This is a genomic window from Rubrivirga halophila, assembly GCF_046845755.1.
In the GTDB taxonomy this organism is placed as follows: Bacteria; Bacteroidota; Rhodothermia; order Rhodothermales; family Rubricoccaceae; genus Rubrivirga.
The window spans coordinates 3,714,250-3,736,032 of sequence record NZ_CP177357.1; the positions used below are offsets into that span (position 1 = coordinate 3,714,250).

At 73.8% G+C, this 21,783-nt stretch carries 23 protein-coding genes; 9 read left to right on the forward strand and 14 right to left on the reverse strand.

All coding sequences use genetic code 11. The features are described 5' to 3' along the window. Nucleotides 1–6: 6 nt before the first annotated feature. Nucleotides 7–222 (reverse strand): dodecin family protein, encoded by a 216-nt coding sequence (locus ACLIRP_RS16190; protein WP_412061509.1) that lies wholly within the window; start codon nt 220–222, stop codon nt 7–9. Between ACLIRP_RS16190 and ACLIRP_RS16195 the strand changes: the two genes are divergently transcribed. The 3 genes from ACLIRP_RS16195 (at nt 221) to ACLIRP_RS16205 (ending at nt 2,778) form a co-directional block, all read left to right on the forward strand. Next, nucleotides 221–910, forward strand: coding sequence for a class I SAM-dependent methyltransferase (locus ACLIRP_RS16195; protein WP_412061510.1), 690 nt, complete (start codon nt 221–223; stop codon nt 908–910). The two genes, ACLIRP_RS16190 and ACLIRP_RS16195, sit on opposite strands and share 2 nt — an antisense overlap. 321 nt (nt 911–1,231) lie before the next feature. Next, entirely contained in the window at nt 1,232–2,275 is a 1,044-nt protein-coding gene (locus ACLIRP_RS16200; protein WP_412061511.1) for a methyltransferase domain-containing protein, read from the forward strand. Between the two features lie 11 nt (nt 2,276–2,286). Further along, nucleotides 2,287–2,778 carry a LysM peptidoglycan-binding domain-containing protein gene (locus ACLIRP_RS16205; protein ID WP_412061512.1) on the forward strand — a complete coding sequence of 164 codons (492 nt, stop codon included), beginning with the start codon at nt 2,287–2,289 and terminating at the stop codon, nt 2,776–2,778. Here the strand turns inward: ACLIRP_RS16205 and ACLIRP_RS16210 are convergent. Together ACLIRP_RS16210 and ACLIRP_RS16215 are read right to left on the reverse strand one after the other, a co-directional pair. Further along, nucleotides 2,775–3,344, reverse strand: a complete 570-nt coding sequence (locus tag ACLIRP_RS16210; protein ID WP_412061513.1) for a M23 family metallopeptidase — start codon at nt 3,342–3,344, stop codon at nt 2,775–2,777. The two genes, ACLIRP_RS16205 and ACLIRP_RS16210, sit on opposite strands and share 4 nt — an antisense overlap. A 26-nt stretch (nt 3,345–3,370) precedes the next feature. Then, on the reverse strand, nt 3,371–4,243 hold the full coding sequence (locus tag ACLIRP_RS16215; protein ID WP_412061514.1) for a proline dehydrogenase family protein: 873 nt from the start codon (nt 4,241–4,243) through the stop codon (nt 3,371–3,373). Between the two features lie 258 nt (nt 4,244–4,501). On the opposite strand from ACLIRP_RS16215, the gene ACLIRP_RS16220 reads away from it, so the two are divergent. The 3 genes from ACLIRP_RS16220 (at nt 4,502) to pdxH (ending at nt 8,875) form a co-directional block, all read left to right on the forward strand. Further along, the gene (locus tag ACLIRP_RS16220; RefSeq protein WP_412061515.1) at nt 4,502–7,120 is read left to right on the forward strand and encodes a PAS domain S-box protein; all 2,619 of its coding nucleotides are present in this window, start codon (nt 4,502–4,504) and stop codon (nt 7,118–7,120) included. A 65-nt stretch (nt 7,121–7,185) separates the two neighbouring features. Continuing rightward, nucleotides 7,186–8,226 carry an NAD(P)/FAD-dependent oxidoreductase gene (locus ACLIRP_RS16225; RefSeq protein WP_412061516.1) on the forward strand — a complete coding sequence of 347 codons (1,041 nt, stop codon included), beginning with the start codon at nt 7,186–7,188 and terminating at the stop codon, nt 8,224–8,226. 13 nt (nt 8,227–8,239) lie between these two features. Further along, nucleotides 8,240–8,875: a pyridoxamine 5'-phosphate oxidase gene (pdxH, locus tag ACLIRP_RS16230; protein ID WP_412061517.1), complete on the forward strand. Its 636-nt coding sequence runs from the start codon at nt 8,240–8,242 to the stop codon at nt 8,873–8,875. Between the two features lie 162 nt (nt 8,876–9,037). Here pdxH and ACLIRP_RS16235 read toward each other — a convergent pair whose 3' ends face one another. The 8 genes from ACLIRP_RS16235 to ACLIRP_RS16270 form a co-directional block, all read right to left on the reverse strand. Next, on the reverse strand, nt 9,038–9,271 hold the full coding sequence (locus ACLIRP_RS16235) for a hypothetical protein (protein WP_412061518.1): 234 nt from the start codon (nt 9,269–9,271) through the stop codon (nt 9,038–9,040). A 95-nt stretch (nt 9,272–9,366) separates the two neighbouring features. Next, nucleotides 9,367–9,738 (reverse strand): hypothetical protein, encoded by a 372-nt coding sequence (locus tag ACLIRP_RS16240; RefSeq protein ID WP_412061519.1) that lies wholly within the window; start codon nt 9,736–9,738, stop codon nt 9,367–9,369. Between the two features lie 64 nt (nt 9,739–9,802). Then, nucleotides 9,803–11,254, reverse strand: coding sequence for an inner membrane CreD family protein (locus ACLIRP_RS16245; protein WP_412061520.1), 1,452 nt, complete (start codon nt 11,252–11,254; stop codon nt 9,803–9,805). Between the two features lie 4 nt (nt 11,255–11,258). Continuing rightward, the gene (gene uppS, locus ACLIRP_RS16250; protein ID WP_412061521.1) at nt 11,259–11,978 is read right to left on the reverse strand and encodes a polyprenyl diphosphate synthase; all 720 of its coding nucleotides are present in this window, start codon (nt 11,976–11,978) and stop codon (nt 11,259–11,261) included. Between the two features lie 48 nt (nt 11,979–12,026). After that, nucleotides 12,027–12,353: a hypothetical protein gene (locus ACLIRP_RS16255; RefSeq protein WP_412061522.1), complete on the reverse strand. Its 327-nt coding sequence runs from the start codon at nt 12,351–12,353 to the stop codon at nt 12,027–12,029. Then, entirely contained in the window at nt 12,350–12,694 is a 345-nt protein-coding gene (locus ACLIRP_RS16260; protein ID WP_412061523.1) for a winged helix-turn-helix domain-containing protein, read from the reverse strand. Before ACLIRP_RS16260 ends, ACLIRP_RS16255 begins: the two co-directional genes overlap by 4 nt. 57 nt (nt 12,695–12,751) lie before the next feature. Beyond that, nucleotides 12,752–13,420: a hypothetical protein gene (locus tag ACLIRP_RS16265; RefSeq protein ID WP_412061524.1), complete on the reverse strand. Its 669-nt coding sequence runs from the start codon at nt 13,418–13,420 to the stop codon at nt 12,752–12,754. A gap of 232 nt (nt 13,421–13,652) precedes the next feature. Beyond that, a complete protein-coding gene (locus ACLIRP_RS16270; RefSeq protein ID WP_412061525.1) occupies nt 13,653–14,159 on the reverse strand; it encodes a hypothetical protein in 507 nt (168 codons plus the stop codon). Between the two features lie 96 nt (nt 14,160–14,255). On the opposite strand from ACLIRP_RS16270, the gene ACLIRP_RS16275 reads away from it, so the two are divergent. After that, on the forward strand, nt 14,256–15,554 hold the full coding sequence (locus tag ACLIRP_RS16275; RefSeq protein WP_412061526.1) for an amidohydrolase: 1,299 nt from the start codon (nt 14,256–14,258) through the stop codon (nt 15,552–15,554). Between the two features lie 28 nt (nt 15,555–15,582). Then, on the forward strand, nt 15,583–16,290 hold the full coding sequence (locus tag ACLIRP_RS16280; RefSeq protein ID WP_412061527.1) for a DUF429 domain-containing protein: 708 nt from the start codon (nt 15,583–15,585) through the stop codon (nt 16,288–16,290). A gap of 1 nt (nt 16,291) precedes the next feature. Here ACLIRP_RS16280 and ACLIRP_RS16285 read toward each other — a convergent pair whose 3' ends face one another. The 3 genes from ACLIRP_RS16285 to ACLIRP_RS16295 are packed head-to-tail and all read right to left on the reverse strand — an operon-like array spanning nt 16,292 to nt 19,370. Further along, a complete protein-coding gene (locus tag ACLIRP_RS16285) occupies nt 16,292–17,086 on the reverse strand; it encodes an ABC transporter permease (RefSeq protein ID WP_412061528.1) in 795 nt (264 codons plus the stop codon). Further along, nucleotides 17,083–17,718, reverse strand: a complete 636-nt coding sequence (locus ACLIRP_RS16290) for an ATP-binding cassette domain-containing protein (RefSeq protein ID WP_412061529.1) — start codon at nt 17,716–17,718, stop codon at nt 17,083–17,085. The genes ACLIRP_RS16285 and ACLIRP_RS16290 overlap by 4 nt, the downstream gene beginning before the upstream one ends. A gap of 47 nt (nt 17,719–17,765) precedes the next feature. After that, nucleotides 17,766–19,370 (reverse strand): hypothetical protein, encoded by a 1,605-nt coding sequence (locus tag ACLIRP_RS16295; RefSeq protein WP_412061530.1) that lies wholly within the window; start codon nt 19,368–19,370, stop codon nt 17,766–17,768. A gap of 360 nt (nt 19,371–19,730) precedes the next feature. Here ACLIRP_RS16295 and aroF point away from each other — a divergent pair, with 360 nt between their 5' ends. Beyond that, on the forward strand, nt 19,731–21,737 hold the full coding sequence (aroF, locus tag ACLIRP_RS16300) for a 3-deoxy-7-phosphoheptulonate synthase (RefSeq protein ID WP_412061531.1): 2,007 nt from the start codon (nt 19,731–19,733) through the stop codon (nt 21,735–21,737). Nucleotides 21,738–21,783 lie beyond the last annotated feature (46 nt).

The window sequence follows — 21,783 nt, forward strand, 5'->3', positions numbered from 1 at the left end:
CGGGCCCTACATGTCGTCCTTGCTCTTGACGATGAACGTCACCTTGCAGTGGACGCGGAACCGGCCGGCCTCTTCCTCGCCGGGCTCGTAGATAAAGTCCTCGACGTAGACGCTCTGCACGCCGCGAACCGTCGCGGACACCTCGGTGTAGGCGGTCTTGACGGCGTCGTCGAAGCTCTTGTCGGAGACGGCGGAGACCTCAATGATCTTTGCGATAGCCATGGGAGAGTGGGTTGGTGAGGGGGACGCGATTACGCCGGCCGGTCCCCCGGGGGTCCGGCGGGGCCTGCGCGCGCGGCTCTTTGCCTGGAGCCTGGGCCACGCCGACGCCACCCAGCGCCGCCTCTACGCCGACCGCAAGCGCCCGCTGTTCGCCCGCATCGAGGGCCGAGACGGCGCCCCACCGGTCGTCGTCGAGATCGGCGCGGGCACCGGCCTCAACGCGGCCTACCTCCCCGCTGGCGCGCGCTGGGTCGTCGTCGAGCCCAACGTCCACTTCCACGACCGCATTCGGGCCGCCGCCGCCGCGCATGGGCTCGCGCTCGACGTGCACGCGGGCACCGCCGACGCCCTCCCCCTCGCGGACGGCGCCGCCGACGCCGTCGTGAGCACGCTCGTGCTGTGCTCCGTGCCCGACGTCGACGCCGCGCTCGCGGAGGCCCGCCGCGTGCTCCGCCCCGGCGGGCGGTTCGTGTTCATCGAGCACGTCGCCGCGCCAGCCGGGACCGCGCGGCGCGGGTGGCAGCGCGCGCTCCGCGCGCCGTGGCGCGCCGTCGCCGACGGCTGCCACCCCGACCGCGAGACCGGCCGCCACATCGAGGCCGCCGGCTTCGCCTCGGTCGCCCTCGACCCCTTCGACGCCGACCTGTTTTTGGTGTCCCCCCACATCGCCGGCACCGCCACCGTCTGACGCGTCCGCTCGGCACGGGCGTGGGTCACCCAATTGTGGAGGGGTTTTGACCGCGTCCGTGAGAGTGTCGAGGGCGTCCGTGACGGCCTTGAGCCCGTCCGTGATGGCGCCGAGGGAGCCCGTGCCGGACGTGAGATCGTTCACGGAGGCTCCGGGACCGCCCACGACCCCGTCGAGCAGGTCCGTGAGCCTCTCCACCGAGTCGATGACGCGAGGAGGGCCGGGCCCGCCAGATGTCAGACGGCGCCGCATTCTCGGGCCCCGGCGTACGACCGTCCGCGTTCGCCGAGTCTATCCTCTCCCCGCCCCCACACCCCCCGCATGGACACCCTCCTCCACGACCAAGTCCGCGAGTACTACGGCGAGACGCTGAGCGCCACGACCGACCTCAAGACCTCTGCCTGCTGCACCGAGGAGGCCGTCCCCGAGCACCACAAGCCGATCCTGTCCCTGCTCCCGGACGAGGTGCTGAGCAAATTCTACGGCTGCGGCTCGCCGATCCCCCCCGCGCTCGACGGCTGCACCGTGCTCGACCTGGGTTGCGGGACGGGCCGCGACGCCTTCGTCGCCGCCGCGCTCGCGGGGCCGACCGGCCGCGTGATCGGGGTCGACATGACCGAGGCCCAGCTCGACGTGGCCACGCGGCACCGCCAGGCCGTCGCGGACGCGCTCGGCCACGACGCGCCGACGACCGAGTTTCGGCTGGGCACGATCGAGGACCTGGGCGCGCTCGGCATCGCCGACGGCTCGGTCGACGTGGTGATCTCGAACTGCGTGCTCAACCTCGCGCCCGACAAGGGCCCCGTCTTTGCCGAGATCGACCGCGTGCTCAAGGTCGGCGGCGAGCTCTACGTCTCCGACGTGTTCGTCGACCGCCGCTTGTCCGACGAGGTCAAGGCCGACCCCGTGCTCGTGGGCGAGTGCCTGGGCGGCGCGCTCTACACCGAGGACTTCCGCCGTATGATGGCCGCCCTCGGCTGGGCGGACGTGCGGACCGTCACCGAGCGCCCGCTCGAGGTGGACGACGCCGAGCTCCGCGACCGCCTCGGGAATGCCCGGTTCGTCTCGCGCACGATCCGCGCCTTCAAGCTGCCCGACCTCATCGAGGACACCTGCGAGGACTACGGGCAGGTGGCCACGTACCGCGGCGGCGTCGAGGGCCAGCGCCACGCGTTCGTGCTCGACGACCACCACCGCTTCGAGGTCGGCCGCCCGATGCTGGTCTGCGGCAACTCGGCCGCGATGGTCGAGGACACCCGCTACGCCCCGTTCTTCGACGTCACCGGCGACCGCTCGACGCACTTCGGCCTCTTCGACTGCGCCCCGGTGTCCGCCGCCGACGCGCCCGCCGGGAGCTGCTGCTAACACACGCACCGATGACCCGCCTGCTTGCCACCCTCCTGCTGCTCGCCGCGCTCGCGCCCGCCGCCGGCGCCCAGGTCGACCGTCGCCTCGCCGACCTCCGCCTCGCGACCGCCGTCCGGCTCGCGCTCGTCGAGGACGGGCGGACGCGGACGCTCGACGTGACCGTGCTCGCGCGCGACGGCGCGGTGACCGTGCTGGGCGAGGTGCCGCCGACGCGCCAGGCGACGGCCGCCAGCGTCGCGCGCGCCGTCCCCGGCGTTCGCTCGCTCGCGGGGCTGGCGACCGACACGCCCGCCGGACCGACGGTCACGGTGCAGCCTGTCTCGGATCGGGGGGAGTCCTCCCCGCGCGACGCCAGCGGGCCGCTGTACCACACCGTCGAGCGCGGCGACACGCTCTTCGGACTCGCGCGGCGCTACAACACGACCGTCGAGACCATCCTGGCGCTCAGCGACGAGCGCTCGACGGCCATTCGCGTCGGCCAGCGCCTGCGCGTCCGCTAACCTCGGACGGCGCGCTCGTAGAGCGTGCTCTGCTCGAACAGGCGGTACGGGTTGACGGGCGTGCCCCGCCCACGCCCGTTCTGCCGGAGCACCTGGAAGTGGAGGTGCGGCGGCGTGTGCCGCGCATTCCCCGTGTCGCCGACGGTCCCGAGCACGTCGCCCTGACGGACGGTCTGGCCGACTGCGAGGCCGGGCGCGTAGCTGTCGAGGTGCGCGTAGTAGAAGTCGTAGTCGCCCCCGTGGCTCCGCAGGTAGAGCACCTTCCCGCCCAGCCGGTTGGTGTGGATGCGGACGATCTCCCCGTCCGAGATCGCGAGGACGGGCGTCCCCCGCGGCGCCAGGATGTCGATGGCGCGGTGCGTCCGGCCGCCCGAGCGGCGCGCCGAGAACGTGTCGTCGAGGTCGTCCGGCACGATGCCCTCGACGGGCACCAGGAGGCGGTCGGCCGAGAAGGACCGCGCCGGCGCGGCGTCGGCGACCGGCTGGACCGGGATCGGCACGCCCTGCGCGAGCGCGGGCAGGGTGAGGGCGATCGCGAGGGCGGCGGGGGCGACGAGTCGGAGCACGGGCGGCGCGGCGGTGTGCTAAAAAACTAGCCCTGCACCAGCGCCTTGAGCACGAAGAAGGCGTTCTCCTTGCGCTCGCGGATCCGGCGCGAGAAGTACGGCAGCCACTCCGTCCCGTACGGCACGTAGACGCGCATCCGGTAGCCGTCTTGGACCATCTGGCGCTGGGTCTCCGGGCGCAGGCCGTACAGCATCTGGAACTCGAAGGCGTCGCGCGCGACGCCGCGCTCGTCGGCCAGCTGGCGGACGGCCGCGATCAGCTCGTCGTCGTGCGTGGCGATGCCGGGATAGCGGGCGCCGGTCAGCAGCGCCTGGGCGTGCTGGCGGTAGTGCCAGCGGATCGTCGGCATGTCCTGGTGCGCCAGCGACGCGGGCTCCTTGTAGGCCCCCTTGCACAGGCGGACGCGCGCGTCGAGTTCGCACATCCGGGCCACGTCCGCGGCGGTCCGCAAGAGGTAGGCCTGCAGGACCGGCCCGACGTGGTCGGGGAAGTCGGGGTAGACCGCCTCGAAAAAGTCCAGCGTGGACTGGGTGATGTCCGTCCCCTCCATGTCGAGCCGGACGAACAGGTCAGCCTCTTTGGCGCGCGCCAGCAGGTCGCGGAGGTTGCGCTCGCACGTGTCGCGGTCGATGACCTGCCCGATCATGGAGAGCTTGATCGAGATGCCGACGGCCTCGGGCGCCACGCCGCGCGCGTCGCGGTACGTCGCCAGCCGCTCCACTAGGTCGCCGTAGGCGTCGGCGAAGCCCTGCGCCTTCGTCCGGTCGTGGACGTGCTCGCCCAACAGGTCGAGCGTGATGAAGAGCCCGTCGTCGAGGAGCGGGTCGAGTGCGGGGAGCGCGGACTCGAGCGTGGGGCCGGCGACGAAGCGGCGGGCGAGGGCGAACGGGAGCTGCATGCGGGTCGGGTCTGGGCCGCGAAGCTACCCCCCCACGCACCTGGCGGCCCGTGTGGGCGGTGCGAACCCGGGCGCTCCTGAGGTGCTCAGGGATTCGCATAGAGGGCCCATATGGGACTCGTATGTGGGCCCACACGACCGGCGATCGGCCCGTCGGCAAGCACGTCCTGTGGAACGATCTGTGCCCTAGGAGGGGCGCCCCACCCCGGGCCGTCGGATCGGCCAATTGGACACCCCTCCGTTACGAATCGAACCCCCATGCCCGTCGACCCGGCCCCTTCCGCCCGATTCCGCATCCAGACGCTCGTCGACGGGTGGATCGATCCGGTCCGTCGCCCCGAGACGTCGCGCGAGCTCCGGCAGGCGCGGATCGTCGTGGTCGAGGGCTGGCTCGCGCTCGTGGCGTACTCGATGCTGACGGTCGCCCTGCTCCTCGGCGGGCAGGTCCCGCTGATCCCGTTCGTCGAAGTGGCCGCGTCGGTCGTGCTCACGATCGCCGCGCTCGCGATGGTCCGCTGGGGCGGGCGGGTCGAGCCGGCCGCCTGGATCCTGACGTTCTGCCTGGCGCTGACGCCCATCTTCCAGGCGTCCGTCGACCTCGGGATCCGCGACCCCGCGCTCGCGCTCGTGATGCTGGCGCCGATGGCCGGCGCGCTGACGTCCGGGACACGACTCGCGATGGTGAGCGCCGGGCTCGGCGTGCTCGGCGCGTTCTTCCTGTTCGGGCTCGACCTGATCGGGCTGGCGCCGGAGCCGTTCTCGACGCCGGCCGAGGCCGCCGGCTACGCCATCGCGATGGTCTCGATCGGGTCCATCCTCTCGGCCACAGCCGGCGTCCTCTACGCCCGCCACACCCGGCACGAGCTGGTCGAGGCCGAGGGCCAGTCGACGCGGCTCGACGCCGCGCTGCGCGCCTCCGAGACGCGGTACCGATCCCTCTTCGACCACATCCCCGTGGGGATGTACCGGACCGCCTCGGACGGCCGCGTCCTGCTGGCGAATGCCACGCTGGCGCGCCTGATCGGCGCGCCGAGCCCCGAGGCCGCCCGCGCCTACAACGCCTCCGACTTCTACGTCGACGTCGCCGACCGGACGCGCTTCCGCGAGACCATCCTGCGCGACGGCCACGTCCGCGCCTTCGAGACGCGCTGGCGCCGCCCCGGCGGCGACATCCGCCACGTCCGCATCGACGCGCGCGTGGCGCTCGACCCCGACGGCCACCCGCTGTTCTACGAGGGCGCCGTCGAGGACGTGACGGCCGAGCGCGAGGCCCGGCTGGCGCTCCACCGCAGCGAGGCCCGCTTCAAGGCGCTCGTCCAGCGCTCGACCGACGTCGTCGTCGTGGCCGACCGCGAGGACCGCTTTACCTACGTGAGCCCGGCCGTCGCCTCGCTCCTGGGCCGCGCCCCCGACGCCCTGCTCGGCACCGACCTCACGGCGCTCGTCCACGACGACGACCGGGAGACGGCCCAGGCCTTCCTGACCGACGCCCAGGCCGGCACCTCGGCCGCGAACGTCGAGTTCCGGCTCCGCCACGCCGAGGGCCACCTCGTCTTCGTCGAGGGCGCCGCGACGGCCCTCTACGACGACCCCGCCGTCGAGGGGCTCGTGCTCAACCTGCGCGACGTGACCGAGCGCAAGCGGGCGCAGGCCGTGCTCGTCCAAGCCAAGCGCCAGGCCGAGGAGGTGGCCGCGCTCAAGAGCGCCTTCCTGGCCAACATGAGCCACGAGATCCGGACCCCGCTCACGGCCATCCTGGGCTTTGCCGACGTGCTCTCCGACGAGGTCACCGACCCCGTCCAGAGCGAGTTCGTGGAGCTCATCGCGCGGAGCGGCCGCCGGCTCATGGACACCCTCAACTCCGTGCTCGACCTGGCGCGGCTGGAGGCCGGCCGGGGCGGGCTCGCCGCCGAGCCGCTCGACCTCGGCGCGCTGGCGCACGAGACGGCCGAGATGTTCGGCCCCGCCGCGACCGAGCGCGGGCTGTCCGTCGAGATCGACGTGGCGCCGGGCACGCATGCCGTCGTGGCCGACGAGGCCGCGCTCGCGCGCGTGCTCCACAACCTGATGGGCAACGCCATCAAGTTCACCGACACCGGCGTCGTGAGGCTGGAGGTCCGGCCCGTCGACGGCCGCGTGCTGGCGGTCGTCCGCGACACCGGGATCGGCATCGACGAGGCGTTCCTGCCCCGCATCTTCGGCGAGTTCGAGCAGGAGTCCACCGGTTCGGGCCGCAAGTACGAGGGAGCCGGGCTTGGGCTCGCGCTCTCGCGCCAGCTGGTCGACCGCATGGGCGGCACCATCACCGTCGAGAGCGAGAAGGGCGTCGGGACGGCCTTTTTCGTTTCCCTGCCCGCCGCCGACGTCGCCGCGGCTGCCGACGACCGGCCGCTCCTCCTGGTCGTCGACGACAACGAGCAGTCGCGCGAGATCGCGCTCCACACGTTCGGCGACACCTTCCGCGTGGTGCTGGCGGCCGACGGCGACGGGGCCCTCGCCGCGGTCCACGGCGAGCGCCCGGCGGCCGTCCTGCTCGACATCCACCTCGGGCTCTCGATCTCGGGCGAGGACGTGATGCGCCAGCTCCGCGACTCGGAGGCCTTCGCGGGCCTGCCCATCGTCGCCGTGACGGCGTACGGGCTCCCCGGCGACCGCGACCGCTTCCTGGCCGCCGGCTTCGACGCCTACCTCACCAAGCCGTACACCCGCGCCGACATCCACGAGACCATCGAGGGGGCAGTCCGCGCCCGCGAGGCCCCCACGGAGCCCCGGGCGCCGCGCCCGCTGGCCCCGGGCGGGGGCGTCTACGTCACGCACGCGACCGAGGCGGCCCCGAGCCCTCCGCGCCCCGTCCCCACCGACGGCTCGAGGCGGTAGGCGGCCGGCCCCTCCGGAACTCCGGCGCGGGCGGCCGTTACAGTCTGCCCACCCCACTCGGTCGCATGCGCCTCGCCATCATCGGAGCCGGCCCTGCTGGGCTCGCCGCCGCCCACGCCCTGAGCGACGCCGCCGAGGTCACCGTCTTCGAGAAGAGCCGGGGGGTCTCCGGCCGCGCCGCCACGCGCTGGCGCGACGCCCCCGCGCCGGATGGGTCGGACGCGCGCTGGCGCTACGACCATGGCGCCCAATACCTCAGCCCCGAGCCCGACAGCCCGGCCGCCGACCTGGTCCGCGCCGTCGCGGGCGACGCGGTCGTCGAGATCGACGGCGCCGTGTGGCCCTTCGACGCCGACGGCACCATCCAGCCCGACCACGCCCGCCCCGGCGGCACGCGCTGGACGTTCCCGGGCGGCATCGCCGACCTCGGCCGCTTCCTGCGCGACGCCACGCCCGGCCTCGACCTCCGCCGCCAGACCCGCGCCTCCACCCTCGACCGCACCGCCGACAGCTGGGCACTGGGGGGCGACGACGGCCCGCTCGGCACCTTCGACGCCGTCCTGATGACCGCGCCCGCGCCCCAGACCGCCGAGCTGCTCGGCACCGAGGCAGGCGCCGACCTCGCCGATGCGCTCGCGGGCGCGAGCTACCGCGCGCAGTTCACCGTCGTGTGGGCCTTCCACGCCGCCCTCGGCCGCCCCGCCGACGTGTACGCGCTCGTCAACGCGGGCGGCGGGCACAACGTGGCCTGGGTGGCCGTCGAGAGTGACAAACCGGGACGGGCGCCCGACGGCAGCACGTTGCTGCTGGCCCAGATGTCCGACGGCTGGACGCGGGCCCACTACGACGACGCCCGCGCGGACGTGATCGACGCCGCCACGCACTCCGTCATCGACGTGTGGGGCGCCCTCCCCGCGCCCGCCTGGACCGACACGCAGCGCTGGCGCTACGCGCTCCCCGACGGCGCCGCCGACACCGCCCGCCTCGACGACGCCGCCGACCGGGGCCTGTTCTTCGCCGGCGACTGGACCGCCGGGCAGGGCCGCGTCCACCTCGCGCTGGAGGAGGGCTTGGCCGCCGCCGGCCGCATCCGCCAGCGGCTCTAGCCGCTCGCCCCCCATGCCCAACCTTTCCGACCTCCGCGAGTCCTACGAGCGCGGCGCCCTCGACGCCGCCGACCTGCCCGCTGACCCGTTCGCGCTGTTCGCAGCGTGGTTCGCCGACGCGCAGGCCGCCGACACGCGCGAGCCGAACGCGATGACGCTGGCGACCGCCACCGCCGACGGCACGCCGTCGGCTCGGATCGTGCTGCTCAAGGGCGTCGACCATGGGTTCTGCTTCTACACCAACCACGAGAGCCGCAAAGGCCGCGAACTCGATGCCAACCCCTGCGCCGCGCTCGTCTGGTGGTGGCCCGAGGTCGAGCGTCAGGTCCGCGTCGAGGGCCGGGTCGAGCGCGTCGAGGCCGAGACGGCGGACGCGTACTTCGCCAGCCGCCCGCGGGGCTCGCGCCTGGGCGCCTGGGCCAGCCCCCAGAGCCGCCCGATCCCCGACCGCCGGACGCTGGAGGTGCTGCTCGAAGAGATCGAGGCGGAGACCGCCGACGATGACGTGCCGCGCCCGGGCTTCTGGGGCGGCTACCGCGTCGTCCCAGAGGCCGTCGAGTTCTGGCAAGGCCGCGCCAGCCGCTTGCACGACCGGCACGTCTACCGCCGGGACGACGACGGCTGGACGACGGAGCGCCTGGCGCCGTAGGGTCCACTGCGGCAGAGTCGTCGTGTGATGATATGGCGACACGGCTCAGCAGGCCCGAGTCGTCACTCGCCGTCGGGGGATGATGCGGTTCGAGACGGCGTCCCAGGCTTAAGCAAGGCGGCGCGGGACGCCTGCGAGGGAACCGGGGCGCTCGCGCCGCCGCTACGCCGCCCGGTTGTCCACCACGCCCCGGACGTTCGTGACCACCAGGGACACCTGCAGCGCCACGAGCGCCCACGCCGCGTCGTGCCAGCCCCAGCCGATCCAGAGCGCGTTCGACACCAGGAACAAGCCGAAGCCCCAGAGCCGGCGGCGCCCGCTCTCCGACGCCACCAGCCACCCGGCGGCGACGGTGACGACGAAGGCGGGCCATTGCAGCAGATCGAGCCAGTCCATGGGGGCAGCAGAAGCGGGCCGTGCAGTACCCCGGCCGCCGCGAGTGGATCGCGGGCACCGCGCACGTCCGGGCCGCCCCGATGGCCGGCTCGGAGTTACCCGCGGGCGCCCGCCGCCGCGCGCCCGAACAGCCACGCCGACCCGGCGAAGAGCGTCGCGAACAGCCCGCTGAGTCCCAGGATCTCGGCGGCCGGGTTGTACGCGGGCACCAGCCCAGCCGCCAGCGCGACGACGCCCGCCAGCATCATGGCCACGGCCGTCGCCCCCATCGCCCACACCATCCCGCTCGCCCGAAGCCGGGCCACAACCGCGCCGACGACCCCGACGCCGAGCGCGCCGACGTAGAGGAGGTCCGCGCGGTCGCCCTCGGCGCCGACGATGCCGACGGCGCCCGAGATCCAGAGCACGGCGAGGAGCGCGAACACGGCCAGGCCGAGGCCGGCGCGATAGAAGGTGGTCGGGGTCATGGGTCGGTGGGGAAACCAGGGGGGAAGGGAGGAGCGCAGGGCCCGCCCGGCCGGCAGGACGGGATCACGCCGGGATGCCGACCGCCGGGCGCTCGCGGCGGGCCGCGTCGATGTCGACCTCGGGGCGGTTCAAGACGGCCTCCCAGTCGAGCCGGCCGGTCGCCTGCATCGTCACGAACAGCGTGGCGACAGAGAGCAGCGTGACGGCGAGTCCGGTAAAGCCCTCCAGGAAGAACGTCGCCGCGAAGGCGACGAGGTACACCATTTGCGCACCGCCGACCTCGACGAGCGCGAACCGCAGGCCGGCCACCAGCCGCACGTACGACACGACCAGGCCGACGCTCACGACGGACGCCACCGCCATCGCCACGCCGACCGACACGTGGTCGACGAGGTACGCCAGCAAAAGGTGGAACGCGAAGCAGGCGGCGCCGAGGAAAAAGTAGTGCATCGGGTGCAGCCGGACGCCGCGCAGGACGGAGAGCACGAAGACGGCGAAGAAGAACAGGAACAGGCTGACGGGCGCGAAGAAGGTCACCCGGCTGACCCACGGGCCCGGGTTGAGGCGCTGCGGCATCGCCACGCCCACGTCCGCCGAGGCGACGAGCGTGCCGTAGTCCCACGTCAGCACCCAGCCGCCGCTCGTGGCGCGCTTGGCCGTCGGGGACAGCGTGCCTTCGGGGAAGTCGACGGCGTCGAAGTCGGTCGTGACGCGCACCGTCAGGTCGCGCGCCGTCTGCACGCCGACGCCCGCCGACTCCTCGCGGCGGACGGTGTGTCGGCTGGCACCGAGCGCGTAGCGCCACGTCGAGACGCCCTGCGACCCGTAGCGGACGCGGACGACGACCGACTCGCCGGCCTTCAGCGCGAGCCCGTGCCGGATCGCCCCGCCCTCGGCGTCGACGCCGACCGAGTCGCCGTCGACGTCCAGCTCCAGGCCGGAAAAGACCGAGGCGCCGTCGGGCAAGGGGAAGGTGAACTCGAACCGGCCCGCGTCGCCGTCATTCCGGAGCCGGTACCGGGCGTCGACGGTCGCCGCATACGTCGGGTACCACATCAACCCCTTGCGGCGGTGGTCGAGCGCGAGGTCGGCCGCCAGCCGCGTCCCGGCGAGCGGGACCGGCTCGCGCGTGGCCTCCGTGACCGTCTCGGACACCGACTCGAGCCCAGTGCCCTCGGCGTTGGGCTGCTGGCGGACGACGGACCGCGTGGTGGTGCCCAGTCGCGCGAGTGTCGGCGCGTGCTGGACCTGGGGCCCGCCCCACAGCTCCCCGACGCTGGCGCGGAGATAGCTGTCGCTCTCGGACGTGCGGTGCGTGACGGTGCCGCCCAGCACCATCCAGGCGACGGAGCAGGCGACAAAGATGAAGGCGACGGCGGCGAGACGTTTGAACATGGTCGGGGGGGAGATCGGGGTCGACAGGAGGCGCCGCCCGAGACGGACGAGCGCGAGGAGGGCGACGACGGTGAGGGCCGCGAGGGCCAGTAGCGCCGTTAGCAGGGCGAGGGCGAACACGAGATCAGGCGGCGACCAGGCCGCCAAAGCGGCGCTGGCGCGAGTCGAAGTCGGCGACCGCGTCCGCCAGCCAGTCGCCGTCGACGTCGGGCCAGAGCGTGTCGTCGAAGCGGAGCTCGGCGTAGGCGGCCTCCCAGAGCAGGAAGTCGCTCAGCCGCCGCTCGCCGCCGGCGCGGACGAGCAGGTCGACCGCGGGCGAGGCACCGCCGTCGGGGTGGAGGGCGGCGCCGAGCGCGGCCTCAAAGGCGTCTCGACTCGGCGGACCGTTGTTGCCTGCCAGCCGGCCAGCGGCGTCGCAGATGGCGGCTCGCGCCGAGTAGTCGACGGCGACCCGCAACGTGAGGCGCGAGCCCCGGCGCGTTTCCCACTCGGCGCGCGCGGCGGCGGAGCGGAGCGCGAGCGGCAGCCGGTCGCGGCGACCGATAATCTGGAGCCGGACGCCCGCGCGGCGCAGCTTGGGGGCCTCGGCGCGCAGCGTCGCCCCAAGGAGCGACATCAGGGCGGAGACCTCGCGCGGGGGGCGCCGCCAGTTGTCGGCCGAGAACGCATACACGGTCAGCGCGCCGACGCCCAGTCCGGGCGCGGCCTCGACGACGCGGCGCAGGGCCTCGGCGCCCGCGCGGTGGCCGGCGGCGCGGGGCAGGCCCCGGCGCTCGGCCCAGCGGCCATTCCCGTCCATGACGAGGGCGAGGTGGAAGCCGGCAGACTGGAGAGTTCTTTGCATTTCAAAGTTTGGAGATGTGAGTGGGCTCGGAGGTGCCCGACGGGTGGATCAGCCCAGGTTTTCGGCGACGAGGTAGACCGCGATGACGGCCGCGAACGTGGCGGCGCTGGCGATTGCCGCGAGCGCGAAAGGGCGCCGCCGCACGTCGAGCCGCAGCGTCACGGCGTCAGGCGCGCGCTCGACACGGAGCCGCAGCGCGTCGGCCGCCGCCAGCGCGACGGCGAGCGCCAGCCCGCCCAGCACGAGCGCCGGGTGCACCAGCCAGTCGGGCCGCCCGACCACGACGCCGCTGGCGCTTTGAAGGAGGCCCGTCGAGACGAGCACGGCGGCGGGCACGAGCGCGAGCCCGGCCCAGCGGGGCGAGGGCGCGGTCATGACGACGGGCGGGCAGAGGCGATGACGGCCTCCATCGCGTCGAGGTAGTCGCCGAGGGCGCGCAGGCCGGCGTCGGTGAGGGCGTACTCGGTCAGCGGGACGCGCTCGGCGAACGACTTACGGACCTCGATGTAGCCGGCGTCCTCCAGCTTGCGGGCGTGGACCGACAGGTTGCCGTCGGTGAGCTCGAGGACGGTCTTGAGGTCGGTGAACGAGGTCGTGCCGCCGGCCGCGAGCGCGCTCAAGATCCCGAGCCGCACGCGCTGGTGCACGATGGCGTCGAGGTCGGGGACAGAGGGCGCCGGGCGGACCGCGCGCCGCGAGGATGTGGAGTCGGGCATGGTTGTCGTCGGTTTCTGGTTCGGACTCATCACTCGTGACCCATCCCTCCTCACCCGCTAGCCGCCGTGGCGGGTCGCGATAAGGAGGCCGAAGACGATGTGCAGGCCGCCGAAGCCGACGGCCATGAAGGCGTCGCCCCAGGCGGCGGGCGCCAGCAGCGCGAGCGCGCCGGTGAGCATGAACAGCGAGCCCATGAGGGGGACGAGCCGGATCGAGAACATCCCGGCCGAGGCGACGCCCGCGCCGTAGAGCAGCAGCCACAGCCCGGGCAGCAGCCGGTAGCTGGCGATCGCGTCGATGGTGCCGCCGCGCGCTGCGACCTCGCCCGTCGGGCCGACCTCGTAGGCGAAGACGGCCAGCGTGAGGGCGACGCCGACGAGCAGGGCGGGCAGGAGGCCGAGCAAAAACTTGCGGCCCTGGCCGCTGAGGAGGGCATGCCCGCCGCGCCGCGCCTTGGCCGCCGTCGCCCACCCGCCGACGACGAGCCCGACGAGCGCCTCGGCGGTCCAGACGGTCAGCCAGTCCGAGACCGTCGGCTGCCGCGCGGCCACGACCGCCGCCGCCAGCGCGGTCGCGCCCATCGCCACGCCGCCCCAGCCGGGGACGGCCGTGAAGGTGCCCGTCCGCGCCATCGTCTCGCGGATAAAGCGCAGGCTGGAGGCCGCCGTCGCGTCGGGCGGGGTCGCCGGCTGGCGCGAGCGGAGGGCGGGGCGGTCGGGGCGCATGGGGGAGAGGTCTCTTTGCAACCCAAAGTAGACGATCCACTTTGCGTTGGCAAGTGGGCGCCACGATCGGCTCTCGGCTTGCGCCAGCGGGCGGGCTTGCTGCGCGTTGGATGGCGCCGGCCTTCGGCTGTCCCTCTCCTGAGGGGAGAGGGGGCGCCGTAGGGGGGGCGAGCACTCTCGCAGCTCGGCCGGGGCGTGTGCGGACCCGTCGCGCCAGAAGACCGCTCGCGGCTTAGTCCGGCCGCTCGGGCCCGTAGATCGTCGTGTGCATCCCGGCGATCCGCCAGTCGCCGCCCACCTTTTCCATCAGCCGCGACTCCCGCTTCCAGCCCTGGTCGGCGTCTTGCTGCTCGTAGGTGACCGCGGCGCCGTTGCCGTAGAGGCGGATGTCGGCAGTCTCCAGCGCGGGCGGCGGTGGCTCGGGCTCGGGGTGCGCGTCGAGGTAGTCCCGGACAAAGTCGTTGACGGCCGCGAACCCACGCATCTCGGAGCCGGTGCCGTCTGTGAGGTCGAGGTACGTCTTGACGACATACGGCTCGTGGACCCAGTGCTCGCGCCAGCCGTCGTAGTCGCGCGAGAGGGCCGCGCGGGTCTCGCCGTTGAGGACGGCCAGGATCGCGGCGCGCTCGGCGTCCGCGCTCGCGGTGGGTTCGCTGTCGTCCGGAGCGCCGGAGGACGGAGCGTCAGCGCAGGCTGAGAGAGTGATCAGGGCCACGAGGGCGACGAGGAGCAAGCGCATGGGTCGAAGTGGCGAGAGGCCGCCGAGCCGGACCACTGAACCTACCGGTCGGGGGCCGGGGGTGCCGATCTTGGCGACGCACCCTCTCCCCCAGCCATGCGCCGTCTGCTCGCCCTCGCCGTCCTCCTCGCCGCCTTCCCGGCCGCCGCGCAGACCGACCTCGGCGCTCGCATCGACGCCGCCGTGGCCGAGGTCTCGGCGAACGTCGTCGAGTACCGGCGGCACGTCCACGCGAACCCCGAGCTGTCGAACCGCGAGACCGAGACGGCGGGGTACGTGGCCCGCCACCTCGCCGACCTCGGGATCGAGGTGCGCACCGGCGTCGCGCGGACGGGCGTCGTGGGCACGCTGCGCGGCGGGCGGCCCGGGCCGACGGTCGCGCTCCGTGCCGACATGGACGCGCTCCCCGTCACCGAGATGGTTGACCTCCCGTTCGCCTCGACTGTCCGCTCGACCTACAACGGGCTGGACGTGGGCGTAATGCACGCCTGCGGCCACGACGCGCACGTCGGGATTCTGATGGGCGTCGCCGAGGTGCTGGCCGGGATGCGGGCCGACCTGCCGGGCACGGTCGTCTTCCTGTTTCAGCCCGCCGAGGAAGGGGCGCCCGCGGGCGAGGCCCCGGCCGGCGCCGAGCAGATGGTGGCCGAAGGCGCGCTCGACGGCGTCGACGGCGTGTTCGGTCTCCACGTGACGAGCATGTACGAGGTCGGCGAGGTGCTGACGCGGCCCGGCGGGATGATGGCCTCGGCCGACGACCTGCGCATCGTGGTTCGCGGCAAGCAGACGCACGGCGCGCTGCCGTGGGGCGGCGTCGACCCGATTGCCACGTCCGCGCTCATCGTCACCGGCCTCCAGACGATCGTCAGCCGCCAGATCGACCTGACGACCTCGCCGGCCGTCGTCACGATCGGGCGGATCGACGGGGGCGTGCGGTCCAACATCGTCCCCGACTCCGTGCTGATGATCGGGACCATCCGCTCGCTCGACGCCGGCGTCCGGGCCCTCCTTCACGAGCGCATCCGGCGGACCGTCGAGCACATCGCCGCCAGCCAGGGCGCGACGGCCGAGGTCACGATCGCGGGTGAGTACGGGTACCCGGTGACCGCGAACGACCCGGCCCTGCTGGCGCAGATGACGCCGACGCTCCAGGCCGTCGCCGGCGACGGCTTCGGCGCGGACGTGACGCCCGTGCTCGGTGCCGAGGACTTCTCGTACTTCGCGAACGAGGTCCCCGGCCTCTACCTCTGGCTCGGGATCAAGACGCCCGGCGCCAGCGACGAGGCGTTCCCGCCGAACCACTCGCCGCTGTTCCGCATCGACGAGGCCGCGCTCCCGCTCGGCGTCCGCGCCCTCGCGCACCTCGCCGTCGATTTTTTGGAAGGGGAGGGGTAGCCCGCCCGCCGCTCTCCCTCGCCTCGACATGCGCCTGATCGGTCTCGACTGCGCCACCCAGCCCAAGAACACCGGGCTCGCGGTCGCCACCCTCTCGGACTCCGGCCTTACCGTCCACGACGCGCGCGTGGGGCGGTCGCGCACTGACATCGTCGACACGCTGGCGGGTTGGCTCGCGGACTCCGCCGACGCTGTGCTCGCGCTCGACGCGCCGCTCGGGTGGCCCGTCGAGATGGGCCGGCTGGCGGAGCACCGCGCGGGCGACGCCCTCGAGATCACGCCCAACGACTTGTTTCGGCGCGAGACCGACCGGTTCGTCCAGCGCACGATCCGCAAGACGCCGCTCGACGTGGGCGCCGACCGGATTGCGCGGACGGCGCATGTCGCCCTCGCCACACTCGCGGCCGTCCGCGAGCACGTCCCGGTCGAAATCGGATGGACGCCCGGCGCGGTCGCGGGACGGCAGGCCATCGAGGTATACCCGGCGGCGACGCTGATCCGCCGCGGCCTCTCGCCCCGCGGCTACAAGGCGCCCGACGCGGGTGCCCGGCGCGCCGAGCTCCTCGACGCCCTCGACCTCGAGATCGCGCCAGCCATCCGCGAGCGGGCCCAGGCGTCGGACCACGTGTTCGACGCCATCCTGTGCGGCGTCGCTGCGGCGGACTACGCGCGCGGCGCGGTGCATTCCCCAGACGACGAGGTGCTGGCGCGGCGCGAGGGGTGGATCTGGTTCTGACCTAGGCGTCCGTTAGCCGCTCCGGGTGGAAGCGGTGGTCGGCCGAAAAGAGGCGCCGGTACGCCAGCCCGACGACGCCGAGCGCCGCCAGCGCCACGCACGCCGCGATCATGAACACGATCAGGATCTGGTAGCGGACCGCGTCGGCCGGCGCGGCGCCCGCCAGGATCTGCCCCGTCATCATGCCGGGCAGGCTCACGACGCCCATCACCGCCATCGAGTTGGTGATCGGCACGAGCCCGGTGCGAACGGCCTCGCGGAAGAGGGGACGGGCGGCCTCCCAGCGTGTCGCGCCGAGTGCCAGCCGCGCCTCGACGAGCCCGCGCCCTCGGCCGGCGCCCTCCATAAAGCGGTCGAGCGACAGCGAGATGCCGGTCAGCGCGTTCCCGAGCAGCATCCCGTGGAGCGGGATCACGTACTGCGGGTCGTACCACGGGTCGATGCGCAGAATCCCCACGACGGCCGCGCCGGTGACGATGAACGAGGCGCCGAGCACGGAGACGAGCGCGTCCGCCCAGATCCCCCGGAAGCGCCGCGAGGTCCGCCGCACCGCCGCGTGCCCCGCCAGCAGCGCCATCCCGACCGCCAGCGCCACGACCAAGAGCGCGCTGTCGGTCGAGAACACCCATTCCAGCACGAGCCCGACCAAAAACAGCTGGGCCACCATCCGCGTCGCCGCGACCGCCAGCCCCGTCGTGAGCCCGAGCCGGAGCGCGACCGACGCGCCGAGCGCGACGAGCAGCAGGCCCGACGCCAGCACGAGCTGCCACAGCGAGATGTCGACGGCTGCGCTCACAAGTCGATGGACCGGTCGGTGACGCGCGCCAGTTGGGCGGCGTCGTGGCTCGTCCAGACGGCGGCGCGGCGCGGGTCGGCGGCGAGAAAGGCGTCGACGACGGCCTCGACGGCGGCGGCGCGGTCGGGGTCGAGTCCAGATGTTGGCTCGTCGAGAAGCAGCACCGTCGGGGCGGTGAGGAGGGCGCGCGCCAGCCCGACGGTCGCGGCCTCGCCGCCCGAGAGCCCGTCGACGGACTGGTCAAGCAGGGCCGGCTCGCGGGCTAAGGCATGCGTCAGCGCGAGCGCGCGGGATTCGTCGTAGACGCCGTCGTGCGCGGCGAAGGCGAATGGGGCGCTCAGGTTGTCGCGCACGGTCCCGTCGAACAGCGCCGGCCGCTGGGCGATGTGGGCGACGGCCGCGCGGTGGCCGGGCAAGCTGAGGACCGGCGCGCCGTTCGCCCCGAGCTCGCCCTCGTCCAGCGCGTCGAGGCCCGCGAGCGCGCGGAGCAGCAGCGTCTTGCCGGCACCCGACGCCCCGCGCACCGCCAGCCGGTCACCGGGGCGGACGGCGACGGAGAGCCCGCGCCACACCCAGCGGTCGCCCACGCGGCGGCCGGCGGACCGAAGGGAGACGAGCGCGGCGTCGGGCATGGCGCCCGGACCGCTCGCGGAGGGTCGAGGTTTCCCGACCGCCCGCGCTACTCCGCGACGCCGAACGCCAGCGCCCACGTCCCGGAGCGGCCGGTGACGGTGTCGCGGATGACGCCCTCGAACACGACCCGGTCGCCGGGCCGCGCCTCCGCCGGGACGGGCAGCACCACGAACTCGCGCGCCGTCCCCGAGCTCGTCCCTGACACCGTCGCGCTCCGCGACACGAACAGGCGCTCGCCGCCGCGCTCGATCTCGACCGTCCGCTCGACCTCGTAGCTCGACCGCCCATCGCGTGTGCCGAGGTCGTACGCCTCGACGTAAACGCCGAGGTCGGCGCCCGGCACGACGACGGTGTACGGGTACCGCCAGCGCTCGCGGGCCGCGACGGCGTCCGCGCGGTCGGCGGTCGCGATGGCGCGCTGGGCGCCGGGCGGGACGAGGTGGGGGAGCGGATCGCTCATGAGCAGCCCGCCGGAACCGACCGACAGCGGCGCCAGCGGGCCGACGCGCTCGACGGCGCGGCGGACCGTCGCGCCCGTGTCGTTGACCACGTCGACCTGGACGGCGACTGTCGCGTGGCGGCCGAGGCTGGCGAGCGTCGCGGCGACGACGGGCGTCGTGCCGCCGGGCCGGGTGGCCGCAGGCGGGAGCGCGAGCGAGGCCGCCTCCCGGGGGAACGGCCGGCTCGCCGGCCGCCCCGCCTCCGCGAGCGTTGCGACCGACCGGACGGTGTGCGCGCCCGCCAGCCCGACGTACGCCCCGGGCTCGGGCGCGTAGGCCACCTCGACGCGCGTCCCGCCATCCGCCGCGCGGAACCGGGCGACGCGCACGGCCAGCGGGATCTCGACGACGACCGGGAGCGCCGGTCCGGTCGGCTCGACGGTCGCGTCGCGCTGGCGCACCGCCCGCCGCGTCTCGGTGCGGACGGCGTAGTGGAGGTTGTGCCCGAGGCGGTCTCGATACCCCGGCGCCGACGTGTCGAGCCCGAACTCGGGCGTGGCCTCCATCGGATTCAGCGCCCGTTCGATGGTGTGAAGGGCTCGGAGGTAGTTCCGATCCGAGACGGCCATTGGCGGGAGCAGTTCGGCCAGGATCGCTGGCGCCGCCTCGGTCCGCCGGAGCTCGAACGGGATGAGGTCGACGGGCTCGGCCTCGCGCCAGCCGCGCCGGCGGTCGTCGACGAACAGGTAGACGGGGCCGCGGCGGCCGTACGTCCACAGCTCGTTGTCGGGCGCGCGGTCGTAGACGCTCGCGCGGCGCATCGTGGGCGAGTAGAGTCGCCGCGCGTGGGGCGGCTCGCCGAGCTTGACGAGCACCTCGCCGCGCGCGTCGAACCCGGCGGGCGCGTCCGAGGGGTAGCGCCGGACGGCGACCGCGACGCGGCGGAGGTGCTCGGCGACGCCTTCGAGGTCGGGCGTGGCCGGGAGCGGGTCGGCGCCGCGCCACCACGCGGCGACCTCGGCCCCCACGCCGGGACGGTCCGGCGGCCCGAGCGCGCGGCGCACCGAGTCGGGGAGCGCGGGCCAGGCCTGGGCGATGAGCCGGGCGTGGCCGCGTGCGTCGGGGTCGGCGAGCACGGCGAGGTAGGCCTCCGGCCCGGGCTGAGCCGCCGCGGCCGTCGCGAGCGCTGCAAGGAGGACGATCCGGATCATCGGAGTGCGAGCGAGACGAAGGCTACGACATATGCCGCGCGATGTCGGGCGATCGTCACGCCGTCAGCGGGCCCTGCGCGGGGAGGGAAGGCCTCAGGAGTCGAACCGCCTTGAGAAGAAAAGCGCTTCCGGGCCCCGATCTGCGCCGAGCGCTCGCGTCGGCCTTGCGCCGCGCTCGCCCGACAAGTACCATCGGCCCATGATCGACGCCCGCCCCACGCTCGCCACCGCCCGTCCCTACGGCTATTGGTTTATGCGTTCGGCGGGCACGCAGCAGACGGGGTAGCCAGCCTCCCCGGTCCGCTTTGCAGAGCCCGCCCCTCCCGGCGGGCTTTTTTCGTTTAGAGCCTCCCCCCCGACATGTCCGAGTCCACCGACCTCTCCGCCCTGCGCGACGACCTCGACGCCGTCGACCGCCGGCTCGTCGCCGCGCTCGCCGACCGCCAGCGGCTCGTCGCGGACGTTGCCGCCGTCAAGGCCGCCGACGACGCGCTCCCCCTCTTCGACCCCGGCCGCGAGCAGGACCTTCTGTCCCGCGTCCACGCGCTCGCCGAGGACGCCGGCGTCGACGGCTACTTCGCGAGCCAGCTCTACCGCCAGATCCTGCGCCACTCGGTCCGCTACCAGGCCGTCCGCCAGCAGGGCGACGCGGCGGGCGTCCGCGTGGCCTACCAGGGCGTCGACGGGTGCTACAGCCACTCGGCGGCGCGGCATCACTTTGCGGCGGTCGAGTCCGAGACGGTCGGCGCGAGCACGTTCGGGGGCGCCATCGATCTCCTCAAGCGCGGCAAGGCCGACCGCGCCGTGCTGCCGGTCGAGAACACGACGGCCGGGCCGATCTCGGGCGTCTACGACCTGTTGGTCGAGCCCGGGCTGCACATCGTCGGCGAGGAGATCTTGAAGGTGGAGCACTGCCTGCTGGCGACCGAAGACGTGCCGCTGGCCCAGATCCGCCGCATCGGGAGCCACCCCCAGGCGCTCCGCCAGTGCAGCCTCTTTTTGGATGGGCTGGGCGACGTCCACGTCGACGCCGAGACCGACACGGCCGGGGCCGCCCGGTCGGTCGCCGAGTCCGGCGACCCGACGCGCGCCGCCATCGCCGGGGAGGACGCCGCCGAGCTGTACGGCCTGCACGTCATCAAGCGCCACATCGCGAACCGCAAGGACAACTTTACGCGCTTCCTGGTCGTGGCGACCGAGCCGCTCGCGCACGACCCGCGCCTGGCCCACAAAACGTCGCTCGTGCTGGCGACCGACCACGCGACGGGCGCACTCGCGGGCATGCTCCAGCTGTTCGCCGACGCCGACGTCAACCTGACCAAGCTGGAGAGCCGGCCGTCGCCCACGACGCCGTTTCAGAGTCTGTTCTACATCGACCTCGAGGGCGGGATGCACGAATCGCACGTTGCGGACGCCGTCGCGCAGGCGACCGCGAAGGCCCGGATGCTGCGCGTGCTGGGTTCGTACCCGATCTACCGCGCCGAGACGCCGCGCGCCGCACTCGCTCCGCGTGCCGAGGAGACCGCCCGCCCCAAGGCGACCGCGCCCGCGTCTGTGAAGCCCAGCCGCCGCGCGCTCACCGACCGCATCGACCGGCCCGACACCGTCGTCGAGATCGCGGGCGTGCGCATCGGCGGGACCGAGCCGCCCGTCCTGATCGCCGGGCCGTGCTCGGTCGAGAGCGAGGCGCAGATCTTTGCGAGCGCCAAGGCCGTCCGCGAGGCGGGCGGGCTGATGCTGCGCGGCGGCTGCTTCAAGCCCCGGACGCTGCCGTACGACTTCCAGGGCATGGGCTTCGAAGGGCTCGCGCTGATGCACGAGGCCGGCCGCCAGCACGGCCTGCCGATCGTCACCGAAGTCGTCCACCCCCGCGACGTGGAGGCCGTGGCCCGGGAGGCGGACGTGCTCCAGATCGGCGCGCGCAACATGCAAAACTTCGAGCTACTCAAGGAGGTCGGCCGCAGCCACGCCGCCGTGCTCTTGAAGCGCGGGATGTCGTCGAGCATCGACGAGTGGCTGGCGGCGGCCGAGTACGTGCTCGCGGGCGGCAACGAGCGCGTGATCCTGTGCGAGCGCGGGATCCGGACGTTCGAGACGGCGACCCGCAACACGCTCGACCTGTCGGCGGTCGTCGTCGCTAGGGAGCGGACGCACCTGCCGGTCATCGTCGACCCGAGCCACGCGGCCGGCTTGCGGCGCTGGGTCCCGGCGCTCGCCAAGGCGGCGCTCGCGGCCGGCGCGCACGGCCTGATCGTCGAGGCGCACCCCGACCCGGACCACGCGCTGTCCGACGGCCCGCAGTCGCTGACGTTCGAGCAGCTCCGCGAGCTGGCCCAAGAGATCGGCGTGGCCCCGGTCCCCGCCTGAGGCTCGCCGACGCCGTTCGCCCCGCTCGCGTCGTCGCCTGCGGGGC